The following is a 14798-nucleotide window of genomic DNA, read 5'->3' as shown; positions in this document are numbered from 1 at the left end:
AGACCTGCCAAGCACGTTACAGTCCCTCTCACGATCTCAGGTCACGCCTCTGGCGCGGGGTGGAGCAGCCCGGTAGCTCGTCAGGCTCATAACCTGAAGGTCACAGGTTCAAATCCTGTCCCCGCAACCACGATACGAAAAGCCCCGTCGGGATATCCCGGCGGGGTTTTTGCGTTCACGCCTCGGGTGGCCGCCCAGCCGACAGGCATCGTGCGGAAGATGCTCGCCTCGGTGATGGACGCAATGCCGGCGAGCGGGTCGGCGATGGTTATGGGGTGTTCCCTACGGGCATGGGAGAGCCTTCGCCCGGGGCGCGAGCGTGACAGAGTATTCGTCTCAGGGGTCGAGGCGCGGAGCCGCCTTCCGGCGGGCGGCTCTCCGCTCCAGTGTCAGGCCGCCTTGAGCGGCGGGGCCGGGTGCAGGTCCTGCGGCCGGCCGGCCTTGGCGACCTGGCCCGGCACGTCGTGGCCGACGAGGCGAGGCAGGTCGCGGGACAGGGTCAGCAGCGCGTCGAGGTCGAGACCGGTCGACAGGCCCATCTCGTGGGCCATGCTCACCAGGTCCTCGGTGCAGATATTGCCGGTGGCGCCGGGCGCGAACGGGCAGCCGCCAAGCCCGCCGAGCGCCGCGTCGAACCGGCGCGCACCGGCGTCGTAGGCGGCCAGCACGTTCGCGAGGCCACAGCCGCGGGTATTATGGAAGTGCAGCGTCAGACGCTCGGGGCCCACCAGCGGCAGCACCCGGGCGACGAGGCGAGCGACCTGGCGTGGATTCGCCATGCCCGTCGTGTCGGCAAGGGTCACGCCGTCGACGCCCAGGCGCAGGTATCGCTCGACCTGTGCCAGCACCTTGTCCTCGGGCTCGACGCCCTCGAACGGGCAGCCGAAGGCGGTCGCCGCGGTGGCGTTGACGCTCACCTGTCCCCGCACCGTCTCCACGATCGCGGAGAAGCCCTGGATCGAGGCCTCCGGCGTCATGCCCATATTGGCGCGGTTGTGGGTCTCGCTCACCGAGGCGACGAGGTTGATCTCGTCGACCCGTGCCGCGAGCGCCCGCTCGGCGCCCTTCGGGTTCGGCACCAGCGCGACGTAGACCGTGCCGGGCCGGCGGGCGATGCCGGAGAAGACCTCTGCCGCGTCGGCGAGCGTCGGAACCGCCTTCGGCGAGACGAAGGACGAGACCTCGATGCGGGAAAAGCCTGCGGCCGCGAGCGCGTCGATCAGCCGGATCTTCTCCGCGGTGGGCACGAAGACCGGCTCGATCTGGAAGCCGTCGCGGGTCGCGACCTCCTGGACGATGATCTCGCTCACGCGACAGCTCCCTTCTGGCGCAGGGCGGCGATCGCGGCCTCGTCGAAGCCGAGATCGGCCAGGACCGAATCGGTGTGGGCGCCGAGCGCCGGGCCCTGCCAGCGCACGGCTCCGGGGGTCTCGGAGAGCTTCGGCACGATGCCGGGCATCTTGACCGTCGTATCGCCGGGCAGCTGCGCCTCGAGGAGCATGCCGCGGGCGGCGTAGTGCGGGTCGGCCACGATGTCGGCGACGGAGTAGATCCGCCCGGCCGGCACCTCGGCGGCATCGAGGATCTCGAGGGCTTCCGTGACGGTGCGGCCCCTGGTCCAGTCGGCGATGGTCGCGTCGAGCATCGCGGCCTGCTTCGAGCGGCCGTCGTTGTTGCGCAGAGCCGGGTCTTCGGCGAGATCGGGCCGGCCGATTGCCGTCATCAGGCGGCGAAAGATCGGATCGCTGTTGCCGGCGATGACGACGAAGCCGCCGTCCTGGCTCGGGTAGGTGTTCGACGGCGTGATGCCGGGCAGCGCCCCGCCGGTGCGGGTGCGGACCTCGCCGAGGAGGTCGTATTCCGGCACCAGGCTCTCCATGACGTTGAACACGCTCTCGACGAGCGAGACGTCGATCACCTGGCCCGCCCCCTGCCCGGTCTTGACCCGCAGGAGCGCCATCAGGGCGCCGATGACGCCATGCAGCGAGGCCAGCGTGTCGCCGATGCTGACGCCGACGCGGGCGGGCGGAGTGCCCGGGTCGCCGGTGGTGAAACGGATGCCGCCCATCGACTCGCCGATCGCCCCGAAGCCGGGCCGGTCGCGGTAGGGCCCGGTCTGGCCGTAGCCGGAGATGCGGACCATCACGAGGTTCGGGTTGAGGGCGGAGAGCACGTCCCAGCCGAGGCCCAGCTTCTCGAGGCCGCCGGGCCGGAAATTCTCCACGACGACGTCGGCGCCTTCCGCCAGCTGCCTGACGACCGCGAGGCCTTCCGGGGATTTCAGGTTGACGGCGATCGACTTCTTGTTGCGCGACTGCAGGTACCACCAGAGCGAGGTGCCCTCGTGCATCTTGCGCCACCTGCGCAAGGGGTCGCCCTCGCCCGGCGGCTCGACCTTGATCACCTCGGCGCCGAACTCCGCCATCAGGCGGGTGGCGAAGGGCGCGGCGATCAGCTGGCCGAGTTCCAGGACACGAATGCCCGCGAGCGGTCCGCTCATGGGTGGCTCCTCCATCTCGACGTCGTTGAGCCGGTTGTATTTGAAGAACGCGGGGCGGATCCAACCGAATCTCGCGAGCGAGCGTTCGCGTAACGAGAACGCGAGGCGCGATCAGGAGGCGGCTGGCCGGGTCAGATGCGCCACGAGGAGACCGCCTGCCGGCGAGAGCGTGCCGGGCCGCGTCACGATGACGAGCACGGGTGCAGCCCACGAATCGGAGTTGGGCGCATGCCCCGCGGCTCGCGGGTCAGGAGGACGGCCTTAAGCCTGTTCCAGCTCGGCCAGACGCTTGCTCACGGGAGGGGCGATCGCCACGCGCCGCGCCGTCGAGCGTTCCCTCTTGGCCGACCGCCGCAAAACCGCAGCGTCTTGAGGTCGGGGCGTTTCATCAGGCCCGGGGCAAGCGGACCTTCGGGCATCTCCGCTTCCCTCGGGCGCACGGAGAAGTTCGGGTCCGTGATACGGATCCGCTCTCACGCGCGATAGGGCCCGGACCGCACCGTGACCACCGGGCCGGTGCGCCGCACTGGTGGGCGTCTGCACCTTCCCTTAAGGTGCCGGCGCCGGGACTTGAGAGAGCTTCGGGCGGCGCGAGAGGCAAGGACGGCCATGCGGTCTGTGCAACCGGCGGAACTCACGGCCTGCGACAGGGAGCCGATCCACATTCTCGGCACGCTGCAGCCGCACGGCTTCCTGCTGGCGCTTGAGGGACCGGACCTGCGCATCGTCCAGGCCAGCGCGAACCTGCCGGACCTGCCGGGGCGCCCCGCCGACCGGGCGCATGGCCGCTCCTTGCGCGAGGCGCTGCCGGAGATCGGAGCGCCGATCGTGGACGCCCTGAGGACGCAGCTCGGCCGCGACGGTGCGACCTATCTGGGCACGCTCACCCTCGAGACCGGAGCGGGCGCCCGCCCCTACGACCTCGCGGCCCACCGCTCCGGCGAGCTCACGGTGCTCGAGTTCGAGGAGAGCACCAGCGAGGCGGCCGCGGCCGGGAGCCTCGACACGCTCTACCCGCGGCTGCGGGCCTTCATCGAGGCCCTGCACGGCGCCTCGAACGTGGAGGAGCTGTGCGGGCTGCTCGCCGCCGACATCCGCCTCCTCACCGGCTTCGACCGCGCCCTGGTCTACCGGTTCGACCGCGACTGGCACGGCACCGTGGTGGCCGAGAACGGCAACGGCGTCCTGCCGTCGTATCTCGACCTGCGCTTCCCGGCCTCCGACATCCCGGCCCAGGCGCGGGAACTCTACCGCCGCAACCGCCTGCGCATCATCCCGGACGCGGCCTACGAGCCGGTGCCGATCGTCCCGGCCCTCACCCCCGCGACCGCGGCGCCTCTCGACCTCAGCCAGTCCGTCCTGCGCAGCGTCTCGCCGGTCCACGTCGAGTACATGCGCAACATGGGCACCATGGCCTCGATGTCCGTCTCGATCCTGGTCGAGGGCGCGCTGTGGGGCCTGATCTCCTGCCACAACAAGACGCCGCGGCGGGTGCCGCTCCAGACCCGCAACGCCTGCGACATCCTCACCCAGACCTTCGCCCTCCAGCTCGCCGCCAAGGAGCGCGGCTCCCTGGCCGAGCAGCGCCTGGCGCTCGGCGCGATCCAGGCCCGCCTCCTCGGCTTCATGGCCGAGGAGGAGACCTTCGTCGAAGGCTTCCTCCGGCACGCAGAGGACGTGCTGGCGCTCACCAATGCGGGCGGCGCGGCGATCGTCACCGGCCAGCGCTGCCACCTGCTGGGCCGGACGCCTTCGGAGCGGCAGGTGCGCGGGGTCTACGAGTGGCTCTCGACCGAGCACGGCGGCGAGGCGGTCCACGTCACCGACACTCTCTCCGAGGAGTACCCCCCGGCGCGCACGATCGCCGACACCGCGAGCGGGCTCCTCGCCATCTCGATCTCGGAGAAGTACGCCAGCTACGTCCTGTGGTTCAGGCCCGAGGTGGTCCAGACCGTGCGCTGGGGCGGCGACCCGACGAAGGTCGCCACCAAGGACCCGGCCGGCGGACCCGACCGGCTGCACCCGCGACAATCGTTCGAGACCTGGAAGGAGACCGTGCAGGGGCGCTCCCTGCCCTGGTCGGTGCCCGAGGTCGACACCGCCAAGGATCTGCGGGCCGCCGTGCTCGGCATCGTGCTGCGCCGCGCCGAGGAGCTCGCCGCCATCACCGAGGAGCTGCAGCGCTCGAACAAGGAGCTCGAGGCGTTCTCCTACTCGGTCAGCCACGACCTGCGGGCGCCGTTCCGGCACATCGTCGGCTACGCCGAGCTGCTGCGCTCGCGCGAGGGCGACAAGCTCTCGGACCGGGGGCGGCGCTACGTCGACACCATCACCGAGGCGGCGTTCTCGGCCGGCACCCTCGTCGACAACCTGCTGACCTTCTCGCAGATGGGCCGCAACGCCCTCAACCGCATTCCCTGCGACATGAACCAGCTCGTCGAGGACGTGCGGCGCAGGATGATGCGCGACATTCCCCTGGAGCGCGCGATCCGCTGGCAGGTCGGCCCGCTCGGCCGGGCCCAGGCCGACCCGATGATGCTGCGGCTCGTGATCGAGAACCTGCTGTCGAACGCCGTGAAGTACACCCGCGGCCGGCCCGAGGCCGTCATCGAGGTCAGGCGCGAGGCGGATCGCGACGGCGAGGCGGTGTTCTACGTGCGCGACAATGGCGTCGGCTTCGACATGGCCTACGTGGGCAAGCTGTTCGGCGTCTTCCAGCGCCTGCACCGGGTCGAGGAGTTCGAGGGAACCGGCATCGGCCTCGCCAATGTCCGCCGCATCGTCGAACGCCACGGTGGACAGGTCCAGGCCGAGGGCTCCCCCGGTCAAGGAGCGACCTTCCATTTCACGCTTCCCCTCCGCTAGAGACGCGCCATGGCCGACCTCAAGCCGATCCTCCTGGTGGAGGACAATCCCAACGACATCGAGCTGACCCTCGCGGCCCTCGAGAAGAGCCAGCTGGCGAACTCGATCGTCATCTGCCGCGACGGGGCCGAGGCGCTCGAGTACCTGCGCCGGCAGGGCCCGCACGCGGACCGGCCGGAGCAGGACCCCGCCGTGGTGCTGCTCGACCTGAAATTGCCGAAGGTCGACGGGCTCGAGGTGCTGGCGGCGGTGAAGGGCGACCCGCGGACCCGGGCTGTCCCGATCGTGATGCTGACCTCGTCGCGGGAGGAGAGCGACCTCGTGCGCTCCTACCAGCTCGGCGTGAACGCCTTCGTGGTGAAGCCGGTCGGGTTCAAGGAGTTCTTCGAGGCGATCCAGGATCTCGGGGTGTTCTGGGCCGTGCTCAACGAGCCGCCGCCCCACCGGGCGGACTGGAGCGCCGGTGGTTGACGCGACGGCGCCGGAGGACGGCGAGGCACCGCTTCGCATCCTGCTCCTCGAGGACAGCGACCTCGACGCCGAGCTGCTCGCCGCCGCTCTCGAGGATGCGCGCCTCGCCTGCCTCATCGACCGGGTGATCACCCGCGACGCCTTCGCGGCGGCGACGGCGCGGGCCTGCCACGACATCATCCTGGCCGACTACGTGCTGCCCGCCTTCGACGGCATGAGCGCGCTCGCCACCGCCCGGGGCAACTGCCCGGAAACCCCGTTCGTCTTCGTCTCCGGCACCCTCGGGGAGGAGGTGGCGGTGGAGGCGCTCAAGCACGGCGCCACCGACTACGTGACCAAGCAGCGCCTCGACCGGCTGCCGCGGGTCATCCTGCGGGCGCTCTCGGAGGCGCGGGCCCATGTCCTGCGCCGCACCGCCGAGCGTGCCCTGCGCGAGCTGAACGAATCCCTCGAGCTTCGGGTCGCCGAGCGGACGCGGGAGCTGGCGCAGGCGAACGGCGCCCTGCAGCACCAGATCGCCGAGCGCGAGCGGGTCGAGGGCGCGCTGCGCCAGGCCCAGCGTCTAGAGGCGGTGGGCCAGCTCACCAGCGGCGTCGCCCACGACTTCAACAACCTCCTGACGGTGATCGCCGGCAACATCGAGTTCCTGGAGCGCGCGGTCTCCGACGAGCGCTCGAAGCGCCGGCTCGACATGATGCGCGGCGCGGCGGAGCGCGGCGCCCGGCTGACGGCGCAGCTCCTCGCCTTCTCGCGTCGGCAGAAGCTCGCGCCGGTGCCGGTGCAGCTCAACCAGACCGTCGCCTCGATGCGCGACCTGCTGCAGAGTTCGATGGGCGGCTCGGTGCGCATCGAGATGACGCTGCAGCCCGACCTCTGGCCGGCCCTCGTCGACGCGACCCAGATCGAGCTCATCATCCTCAACCTCGCCATCAACGCCCGCGACGCCATGGCGGTCGGCGGCTGCCTGACGATCGAGACGGCCAACGTGACGCTCCGGGCGGAGCCGACCCGCCCCGAGGAGCCGCCGCCGGGGGACTACGCCATGGTGGCGGTGAGCGACACCGGCACCGGCATCCCGCCAGAGGTGCTCGCCCGGGTGTTCGAGCCGTTCTTCACCACCAAGGAGGTCGGAAAGGGCTCGGGGCTCGGCCTCGCCCAGGTCTACGGCTTCGCCAAGCAGTCGGGCGGGGGCGTGCGCATCGCCACCACAGTCGGCGAGGGCACCTCGGTGCGGGTCTACCTGCCGCGGGTGGCGACGGAGGCCGCCCTCCACGAGGCGCGCCCGGCCGAGATCGACTGCGCCGTGATGCGCGACCCCGGCGACAAGCGGGTGGTGCTGGTCGTCGACGACGACAGCGCCGTGCGCGACATCACCACCACCCGCCTCGGCGAGGCCGGCTACGCGATCCGCGAGGCCGGTTCCGGGCTCGCGGCGATCCAGACCCTCGAGGCCGACCCCTGCGTCGACCTCGCGGTGCTCGACTTCGCGATGCCGGGCATGAACGGCGTCGAGGTCGCCGGGGTGATCCGGCAGCGCTGGCCCCAGATCCAGATCCTGTTCGTCACCGGCTACGCCGACCACACCGCCCTGTCCCAGGTCGATGGCGGCGGCGAGGACCGGGTGGTGCAGAAGCCGTTCCGCGGCGAGGACCTCGAGCGCAAGGTCGCCTCGATCCTCGAACCCCGCGCGCGGCCCGACCTGAAGCTGGTGACCGGCGGGACGGCGCGGCGCTGAGAGCAAGCCGCGTGCGGGCGGCGCGCCGCGTCAGCACGGCCGCAGACGCCTCCGATCCGACATGCTACGGTTCTGCCGATAAGGGCCGACTCGCACGCTCGACCGGTCCATCGGAGGAAGACCCCGCATGGCAGGAGCGCCGCTGCTCCCGTTCCGCTCGGCCCGTCGCGCCGCCATTCCGGCCGCGGATGCTGTGCCGAATGCCGGCCGCCATCGGCCCTCCGCGATCGCGCGAGACCGCGCGGCCGGATCGCGGGCCGTCCCGGGCCCCACCGCCGCGTCGGCCTCCCCCAAGCTCCAGCATCGCACCGCGAGGTTCACATGACAGTGACCAAGTTCGGCCTCGGCCAGCCGCTGCGCCGGGTCGAGGATCGCCGCCTGATCACCGGCGAGGGGCATTACGGCGACGACCACGCCCCTGAGGGCTGCCTGCACGCCGTCCTGCTGCGCAGCCCGCACGCCCATGCCCGGTTCCGGTTCACCGACCTCGACGCCGCCCGGGCGATGCCGGGAGTCCACCTCGTGATCACCGCCGAGGACGTCGCCCATCTCGGCGACATCAAGTGCCAGGCGCCGCTGCCGAACGGCGACGGCAGCCAGAACCACGTCGCCAACATCCCGCTCCTGGCACGCGACACCGCCAAGCACATCGGCGACGCCGTCGCCTTCGTGGTCGCCGACACGCTGACCCAGGCGAGGGACGCCGTCGAGGCGATCGGCATCGACTACGAGGTGCTTCCGGCCGTCGTCGGCATCCGGGCGGCCGTGTCAGGCGGGACCACGGCGGTGTGGGACCAGGCGCCGGACAACGTCTCGTTCGACTCGACCATGGGCGATGCAGGCCCGGTCGACGCCGCCTTCGCCAAGGCCGCCAAGGTCGTACGGGTGGAGGTCGAGAACCAGCGCCTCGTCACGAACTACATGGAGACCCGCAGCGTCGTTGCCGAGCACGATGCCGGCACCGGGCGCTTCACCCTCACGATTCCGAGCCAGGGCGTCCACGGCCTGCGCAAGACCATCGCGAGCGTCCTCGGGATCGAGAAGGACCAGATCCGGGTCGTCACCGGCGACGTCGGCGGCGGGTTCGGCACCAAGACCTTCACCTACCGCGAGTATCCGCTGGCGGCGGAAGCCGCGCGCCGCTTAGGCCGCCCGGTGAAATGGGTGTCCGAACGCGGCGAGCACTTCGTCGCCTGCACGCAGGGCCGCGACAACCTCTCGGTCGGCGAGGTGGCGCTCGACGCCGACGGCCACTTCCTCGCCATGCGCTTCGACGTGATCGGCGATCTCGGCGCCTACCTGTCGCAGTACGGGCCCTACATCCCGTATCTCGGCGCCACCATGCTGACCGGCGTCTACCGGACACCGGCCGTGCACGTGCGGGTGCGCGGCGTCTACACCAACACCGTGCCTGTCGACGCCTATCGCGGCGCCGGGCGGCCGGAGGCGGCCTACCTGATCGAGCGCCTGGTCGACCGGGCGGCGCGGGAGACCGGGTTGTCGCCGGCCGAGATCCGCCGGCGCAACTTCATCCCGCCGAGCGCCATGCCCTACACCACCCCGATCGGCGACCGCACCTACGACACCGGCGACTTCGCCGCCCATATGGGCCGCGCCCTCGAGGCCGCCGACTGGGATGGCTTCGAGGCCCGCGCCGCCGAATCCCGCCGCAACGGCCTGGTCCGGGGCATCGGGCTCGCCACCTACATCGAGTGCACCGCCTGGGGTGAGGGTGAGGACGTGAAGATCACCCTCGACCAGGACGGCGGCGCCACGATCTACGTCGGCACCCAGTCGAACGGGCAGGGCCACGCCACCGCCTACGCGCAGTTCGCCGCCGAGCACCTCGACCTGCCGCTGGAGCGGATCCGGGTGGTGCAGGGCGACACCGACCGGGTCGCCACGGGTGCGGGCACCGGCGGCTCGCGCTCGATTCCCGTCGGCGGCATCTCGGTCGGCGCCGCGTCGCAGAACCTCGCCGGCAAGCTCAAGGAGCTCGCCTCCGACGAACTCGAGGCGGGCGTGGCCGACCTCGAGATCGCCGAGGGCGCCGTGCGCGTCGCCGGCACCGACCGGTCGATCGATTTCGCGGCCCTCGCCGCGCTGCCGAAGGCGACCGAGGCGATGCGGACCGGCCAGGGCGACTTCGTGCCGCCGAGCGCCACCTATCCCAACGGCACGCACGTGGCCGAGGTCGAGATCGACCCGGACACGGGCATCACCAGCGTGGTGCGCTACACCGTCTGCGACGATTTCGGCATCGTGGTGAACCCGCTGCTGCTCGCCGGCCAGGTCCATGGCGGGGTCGTGCAGGGGATCGGCCAGGCCCTGCACGAGCGCACCGTCTACGATTCCGACGGCCAGCTCCTGACCGCGAGCTTCATGGACTACGCCATGCCGCGGGCCGGCGACGTGCCGTTCTTCCACTTCGAGACGAAGAACGTGCCGTCGACCACCAACCCGATGGGCATCAAGGGCGCGGGCGAGGCGGGCAGCATCGGTTCCTGCCCGGCGGTGATGAACGCCGTCGTCGACGCCCTCGACCGGAGCGTGGGCGTGCGCGACATCGACATGCCGGCGACGCCGGCCAGGATGTTCGCGGTCCTCCAGCCCCTGCGCGAGGCTGCCGCCGCCTGAGGCGGCCCGTGCGGCGCCCGGCGGCGGGCCGGGCGCCGTTCATCGCTACATAAACCGCCGCGACGACTGTCTTCACCCGAGCTCACCTCATCTCAGATCGAGATCAATCCTCACGAGTAAGCGACCTGGAACATCCGGTGCGGCGACTGCTTTGACGCCTGTCGCCACCGCGTTTCCATCCTGACCCGGACGGGAACGGCAAGCCGGAAACATCCTTTCCATGTCGGACGACGCCGCCGGTCTGCTCACCTCCCGGCCGGGCCAGCCGAGTCAAGCCATCGCCCCGGGAACCTCTCCGATCGGCCTCGGTGGGGCGCGTGACGGCCTCCTCCACGTGCCTGCCTCCCTCGCGGGCCGGTCCTCCGTGCCTCTCCTGGTCATGCTGCACGGGGCCGGCGCGGCGGCATCGGACGTCCTGCCCCTGGTCTCGGGTGCGGCGGGCGACCATGCCGTCGCGGTGCTGGCGCCCGATTCCCGCGGGGCGACCTGGGACGTCATCCAGCGGGCCTACGGGCCGGACGTGCGCTTCCTCGACGCCGCCCTGGCTTGGACCTTCGCGCGCCTGCCGGTTGATCCCACGCGCATCGCCGTCGCGGGCTTCTCGGACGGCGCCTCCTACGCCCTCTCCCTCGGTCTCGCCAACGGCGACCTGTTTCGGGACATCCTGGCCTTCTCGCCGGGCTTCGCCGCGCCCACCCGCGCGGAAGGCAGGCCGCGGATCTTCCTCTCGCACGGGCGCCAGGACCCGGTGCTGCCCTTCGAGCGCTGCGGTGATCGGCTGGCGGGAGCGCTGAAGCAGGCCGGCTATGATGTCGAGTACCGCCCTTTCAGCGGCGGCCATGTAGTGCCGTCCGACCTCGTCGAGGCGGCGTTCCGCCGCTTCCTGGCCTGAGCCCGCGCCCCGTCGCACCGGAGAGGCGTTCACGAAAGCCGCGCGAGAGAGACTCTGACGAAGGGACCGCCGATCCTGCACGCGGCAACCGATGGCCACGGGGTGCGGCCGAGCTTTGAGCACGGGGACGGGAAGCCACGCTACGCGGCCTCCCGTCTTTTCGTTCAGACGTAGACGCCCGGGCTCACAGCGACCGCGAAGGCGCCGTCGCCGGCCTGGGCGGCGCGGCCCTCGCCGGCGCCGAATAGCAGGAAGTGCGACAGGGGATCGGCGCCAGCCGCCGCCACGTCGGGGTTGGCCGCGAGGTAGGCCTTGGTGTCGAAGTTGGCCGAGGGGTCGCGGCCCTCCTTCCAGCCGTAGGTGAGATAGTGCTGGAGCGGGTTGACGCCGGCCGCCGCCACGTCGCCGTAGGCCGCGAGATAGCCGCTGGTGTCGAAGTAGGCGTTCGGATCGCGACCCTCGCGCCAGCCGTACAGGGCGAAATGCGCGTCCGCGTCGACGCCGGCGAGGAGCACGTCGGTGTTCCGGCTGAGATAGAACAGGTCGTCGACCGTGGGCGCACTGTCGGCCTGGACGATCGTGCGGTCCGCGAACTCGAACACCTCGGTGTTCTTGACCACGTCCTGCCCCATGGGGCCGTTGAAGGTGACCAGCGAACCGGACGACGTCACCTGGAGACTCTGGAACGCGGCGTCGAACACCGCGGTGTCGGTCCCGGCCGCTCCGTCGAGCTGGTCGTTGCCCGAACCGCCGTTCATGCGGTCATCGCCATAGTCGCCGAACAGGAGGTCGTTGCCGGCATCGCCGAACAGCTTGTCGTTGCCGAGATCGCCGTCGACGAGGTCGTCGCCGTCCCCGCCACTGACGAGGTCGTCGTCGTCACCGCCGGCGAGGAAATCGTTGCCGGCTTCGCCATACACCTGGTCGATTCCGGCCTCGCCGACGAAGAAGTCGTTGCCGTTGCCGCCAGAGATCGTGTCGTTGCCGGGATTGCCGGCCGCGTAGTCGTCGCCTTCCTGGCCGTAGATGACGTCGTCGCCGGCTTCGCCGATGAGCTGGTCGAACCCGTTCCCGCCGTAGATGGTGTCGTTGCCCGGTCCACCGGCGATGTAGTCGAGATCCGCGCCGCCGGTGATGCTGTCGTTGCCGTCCTGGCCGTCGATGCGGTTGAACCCGCCCGGATCGGAAATGATGTCATCGCCGGGAAGGCCCAGGATGATGTCGTCGCCCGGCGTTCCATTGAGCGCGTCGTTGACGTTCGTGCCTACGATCGTAGCCATGCTTCACCCTTCCATAACTCGGACAGGAGCTCCGATGGCGGCACTTTAACTATCCAGTAAATCACCACTTTGCCCCAAGTTAAGCAAAGTAATTTTTGCACCGCAACAATTGATAACAGACTGTTAATTTTGATTTATTGAAATTAGATGGCGAGAGCTGCGCAGCGAACTGCACAGCCTCGATTGCGCTGCAATATTTGAAGGAGCGCCGAGGTCGGCGCTCCGTTGCTTCGGTCGCTCAGGCCGCCTTGCCGGACGCGGACTTGCCGGATGAGCCCTTGCCGGAGCCGGACGCGTCACCGTCGATCCCCTCTATGTTGAGGCGCTCCGCGAGCGATGTCAGGAGCTGGTCGGTCTTCTTCTCCTCCTGCAGCGTCTCGTCCAGCAGCTTGGCGGCATCCTGGTGGCCAAGCTGGATCGCCCAGGTCTTGAGGGTACCGTAGCGGGCGATCTCGTAATGCTCGAGGGCTTGCGCGGAGCCTGCCAGCACGGCGTCAGCGGCCGGGCCCTCGCCGAAATCCTCGAGATCCTCTTCCATCTCGCTCGTCAGGCCCTGCATGGCCTCGCAGGTCTTGCCACGAGCAGGCTTGCCGATGATGTCGAAGACCTGCTGAAGCCGCTCCACCTGGGTCGCACTCTCCTCGGCATGAGTCTCGAAGGCCTGCCGCAACTCCTCGTGCTGAGCTGACTTGGCTGCTTTCTTGAGCGCACGGACGGATTGTCTCTCAGCATAATACACGTCTTTCAGCGTCTCGTAGAACGCGTCCTGCAACGTCTTCTGCTTTGCACTCATCCGAGCACCCACCTTTACTGAAGGTCAACTGACCGGTCCGTCAACTCGTCGAATCGCGGTCGCAGGCAGAACGCGCCAGATCTGCCGAGGGTCCCGATGCGATTGATCTGAATCGGTGGAAAACGGTGCGAATCAGTCGGGGTGGCCGTCATGCGGCGGGTCCGGGCGCGGCGCGATCGGCTTGCCGTCGGCGTCGTTCGTCTCGGGCTCGAGCCGGATCCGTGTCGCGGCGAGCAGGGAACCGTCGCCGGGACACTGTCCCGGCGACGCGTCGTCGTACGGACGAAGGCTCTCGATCAGCAGGTCAGCTTGCGGCCCTCGCGGCGGCCGTGAACCTGGAAATGCTTGTAGCCGGATTCCATCTGGCCGCTGCGGACGGCCCGGAGCACATCCGGGTTGCAGCGCAGGTACTCGCGCTCATCGAAGGAGAATGCCCGGTCGCGGGAGCCGCGATCGCGGTCACGATACCCATAATCCCGGTCCCGGCTCTCGTAGTCCCGACGGCCGTAATCCGGACCGCGATCCCGATAGCCGTAATCGCGGTCGCGGTAATCCCGCTCGCGATAGCCGTAATCGGGACCGCCCCAGGACTGGGCCGAAGCGGCCCCTGCCGCGCAGAGCAGGCCCAGTCCGACGACCGCCACCACCCCAAACGTCCTCATCTCGTCTTTCCCTCACAGGCGCATCGTCGCCGCTGCGGAAGCTAGAGCAACAGGGGCCGATGTGGATAGCGTGGTGCCTCGCCGCGCAGGCGGCGATCTACGGAGAGACCTGGAGGATCGCCTCGACCTCGACCGTCATGCGGTTCGGCAGCGAGCCCATGCCGACCGCCGAGCGGGCGTGGCGGCCAGCCTCGCCGAGCACGTTCACCAGGAGGTCCGAGCAGCCGTTGATGACCTTCGGATGGTCGGCGAAGTCCGGCTCGGCGTTGACCATGCCGAGGAGCTTCACGACAGCCCTGATGCGGGAGAGATCACCGAGCGCCGCCTTGGTGACGGCGAGGAGCTGAAGGCCCGCGAGCTGTGCGTCGGCGTAGCCCTCCTCGATGGAGGTGTCACGGCCGAGCCGGCCTGCGCGGTAGGTGCCGTCCGGCCGCTTTGGGCCCTGCCCCGAGAGGTAGAGCAGATCGCCGACGAGGCGGTAGGGGACGTAGTTCGCCACAGGGACCGGTACGGCGGGCAGGATGAGGCCGAGTTCGGCGAGCTTCTGTTCCGGCGTCATTGCGAGAGTTCCTCGTGGGGACTGCACAGGCATTCCTTCGTCACGCCTGACCGTCGAGATGGCAAGCCACCGAACCAGCTGGTGCTGCCTCGCGCCAAGGGGAGCAGTCAGCAGCTAAGATCCTGAACGCGAGAAAGCCCGCCAGGAATGAACCTGGCGGGCTTTCTGCGTTGGTGTCGTGCTGAGGGAGTGTAACGTGCTTGGCAGGTCTGGCGGTGACCGACTCTCCCGTGTCTTAGGACACAGTACCATGGGCGCTGGGGCGGTTAACGGCCGAGTTCGAGATGGGATCGGGTTTGAGACACCCCGCTCTGACCACCAGACCGGCCAAGCACGTTCGTTCGGGCAAGCATTTTTCGCTGTGGCAGCCGCTTGGGCTGCCCATGTGTCTTCATCGTGTGTGG

Annotated in this window: 11 protein-coding genes, 1 tRNA gene and 1 rRNA gene; 6 read left to right on the top strand and 7 right to left on the bottom strand. The window is 69.8% G+C overall.

The genetic code is table 11. The features are described 5' to 3' along the window. Positions 1-53: 53 nt before the first annotated feature. Positions 54-130, top strand: a tRNA-Met gene (locus VQ02_RS20340). Between the two features lie 259 nt (positions 131-389). On the opposite strand, the gene VQ02_RS20335 is transcribed toward VQ02_RS20340, so the two are convergent. Together VQ02_RS20335 and VQ02_RS20330 are read right to left on the bottom strand one after the other, a co-directional pair. Further along, the gene (locus VQ02_RS20335) at positions 390-1310 is read right to left on the bottom strand and encodes a hydroxymethylglutaryl-CoA lyase (RefSeq protein ID WP_048446038.1); all 921 of its coding nucleotides are present in this window, start codon (positions 1308-1310) and stop codon (positions 390-392) included. Next, entirely contained in the window at positions 1307-2500 is a 1194-nt protein-coding gene (locus VQ02_RS20330; RefSeq protein WP_048446037.1) for a CaiB/BaiF CoA transferase family protein, read from the bottom strand. The genes VQ02_RS20335 and VQ02_RS20330 overlap by 4 nt, the downstream gene beginning before the upstream one ends. A gap of 609 nt (positions 2501-3109) precedes the next feature. On the opposite strand from VQ02_RS20330, the gene VQ02_RS20325 reads away from it, so the two are divergent. The 5 genes from VQ02_RS20325 to VQ02_RS20305 all read left to right on the top strand — a co-directional run bounded on the left by VQ02_RS20325 (position 3110) and on the right by VQ02_RS20305 (position 11100). Continuing rightward, positions 3110-5365 carry an ATP-binding protein gene (locus VQ02_RS20325; RefSeq protein ID WP_048446036.1) on the top strand — a complete coding sequence of 752 codons (2256 nt, stop codon included), beginning with the start codon at positions 3110-3112 and terminating at the stop codon, positions 5363-5365. A gap of 9 nt (positions 5366-5374) precedes the next feature. Beyond that, positions 5375-5836, top strand: coding sequence for a response regulator (locus VQ02_RS20320; RefSeq protein ID WP_048446035.1), 462 nt, complete (start codon positions 5375-5377; stop codon positions 5834-5836). Continuing rightward, a complete protein-coding gene (locus tag VQ02_RS20315) occupies positions 5829-7571 on the top strand; it encodes a response regulator (RefSeq protein WP_048446034.1) in 1743 nt (580 codons plus the stop codon). The genes VQ02_RS20320 and VQ02_RS20315 overlap by 8 nt, the downstream gene beginning before the upstream one ends. 321 nt (positions 7572-7892) lie before the next feature. After that, positions 7893-10208: a xanthine dehydrogenase family protein molybdopterin-binding subunit gene (locus VQ02_RS20310; protein WP_048446033.1), complete on the top strand. Its 2316-nt coding sequence runs from the start codon at positions 7893-7895 to the stop codon at positions 10206-10208. 220 nt (positions 10209-10428) lie between these two features. Beyond that, the gene (locus VQ02_RS20305) at positions 10429-11100 is read left to right on the top strand and encodes an alpha/beta hydrolase (RefSeq protein WP_048446032.1); all 672 of its coding nucleotides are present in this window, start codon (positions 10429-10431) and stop codon (positions 11098-11100) included. Between the two features lie 164 nt (positions 11101-11264). On the opposite strand, the gene VQ02_RS20300 is transcribed toward VQ02_RS20305, so the two are convergent. From VQ02_RS20300 to rrf, 5 genes are all read right to left on the bottom strand, one after another. Further along, positions 11265-12380, bottom strand: a complete 1116-nt coding sequence (locus VQ02_RS20300) for a calcium-binding protein (RefSeq protein WP_048446031.1) — start codon at positions 12378-12380, stop codon at positions 11265-11267. Between the two features lie 238 nt (positions 12381-12618). Next, the gene (locus VQ02_RS20295) at positions 12619-13173 is read right to left on the bottom strand and encodes a YciE/YciF ferroxidase family protein (protein WP_048446030.1); all 555 of its coding nucleotides are present in this window, start codon (positions 13171-13173) and stop codon (positions 12619-12621) included. Positions 13174-13469: 296 nt separating this feature from the next. Next, entirely contained in the window at positions 13470-13835 is a 366-nt protein-coding gene (locus tag VQ02_RS20290) for a hypothetical protein (RefSeq protein WP_048446029.1), read from the bottom strand. Positions 13836-13932: 97 nt separating this feature from the next. Continuing rightward, complete coding sequence (locus VQ02_RS20285; RefSeq protein ID WP_048446028.1) at positions 13933-14394, bottom strand: RidA family protein; 462 nt, start codon at positions 14392-14394, stop codon at positions 13933-13935. 207 nt (positions 14395-14601) lie between these two features. Beyond that, a 5S ribosomal RNA gene (gene rrf, locus VQ02_RS20280) occupies positions 14602-14717 on the bottom strand. Positions 14718-14798 lie beyond the last annotated feature (81 nt).

This window comes from Methylobacterium variabile, assembly GCF_001043975.1.
In the GTDB taxonomy this organism is placed as follows: Bacteria; Pseudomonadota; Alphaproteobacteria; order Rhizobiales; family Beijerinckiaceae; genus Methylobacterium; species Methylobacterium variabile.
This window is presented reverse-complemented; position numbering and strand designations above follow the sequence as displayed.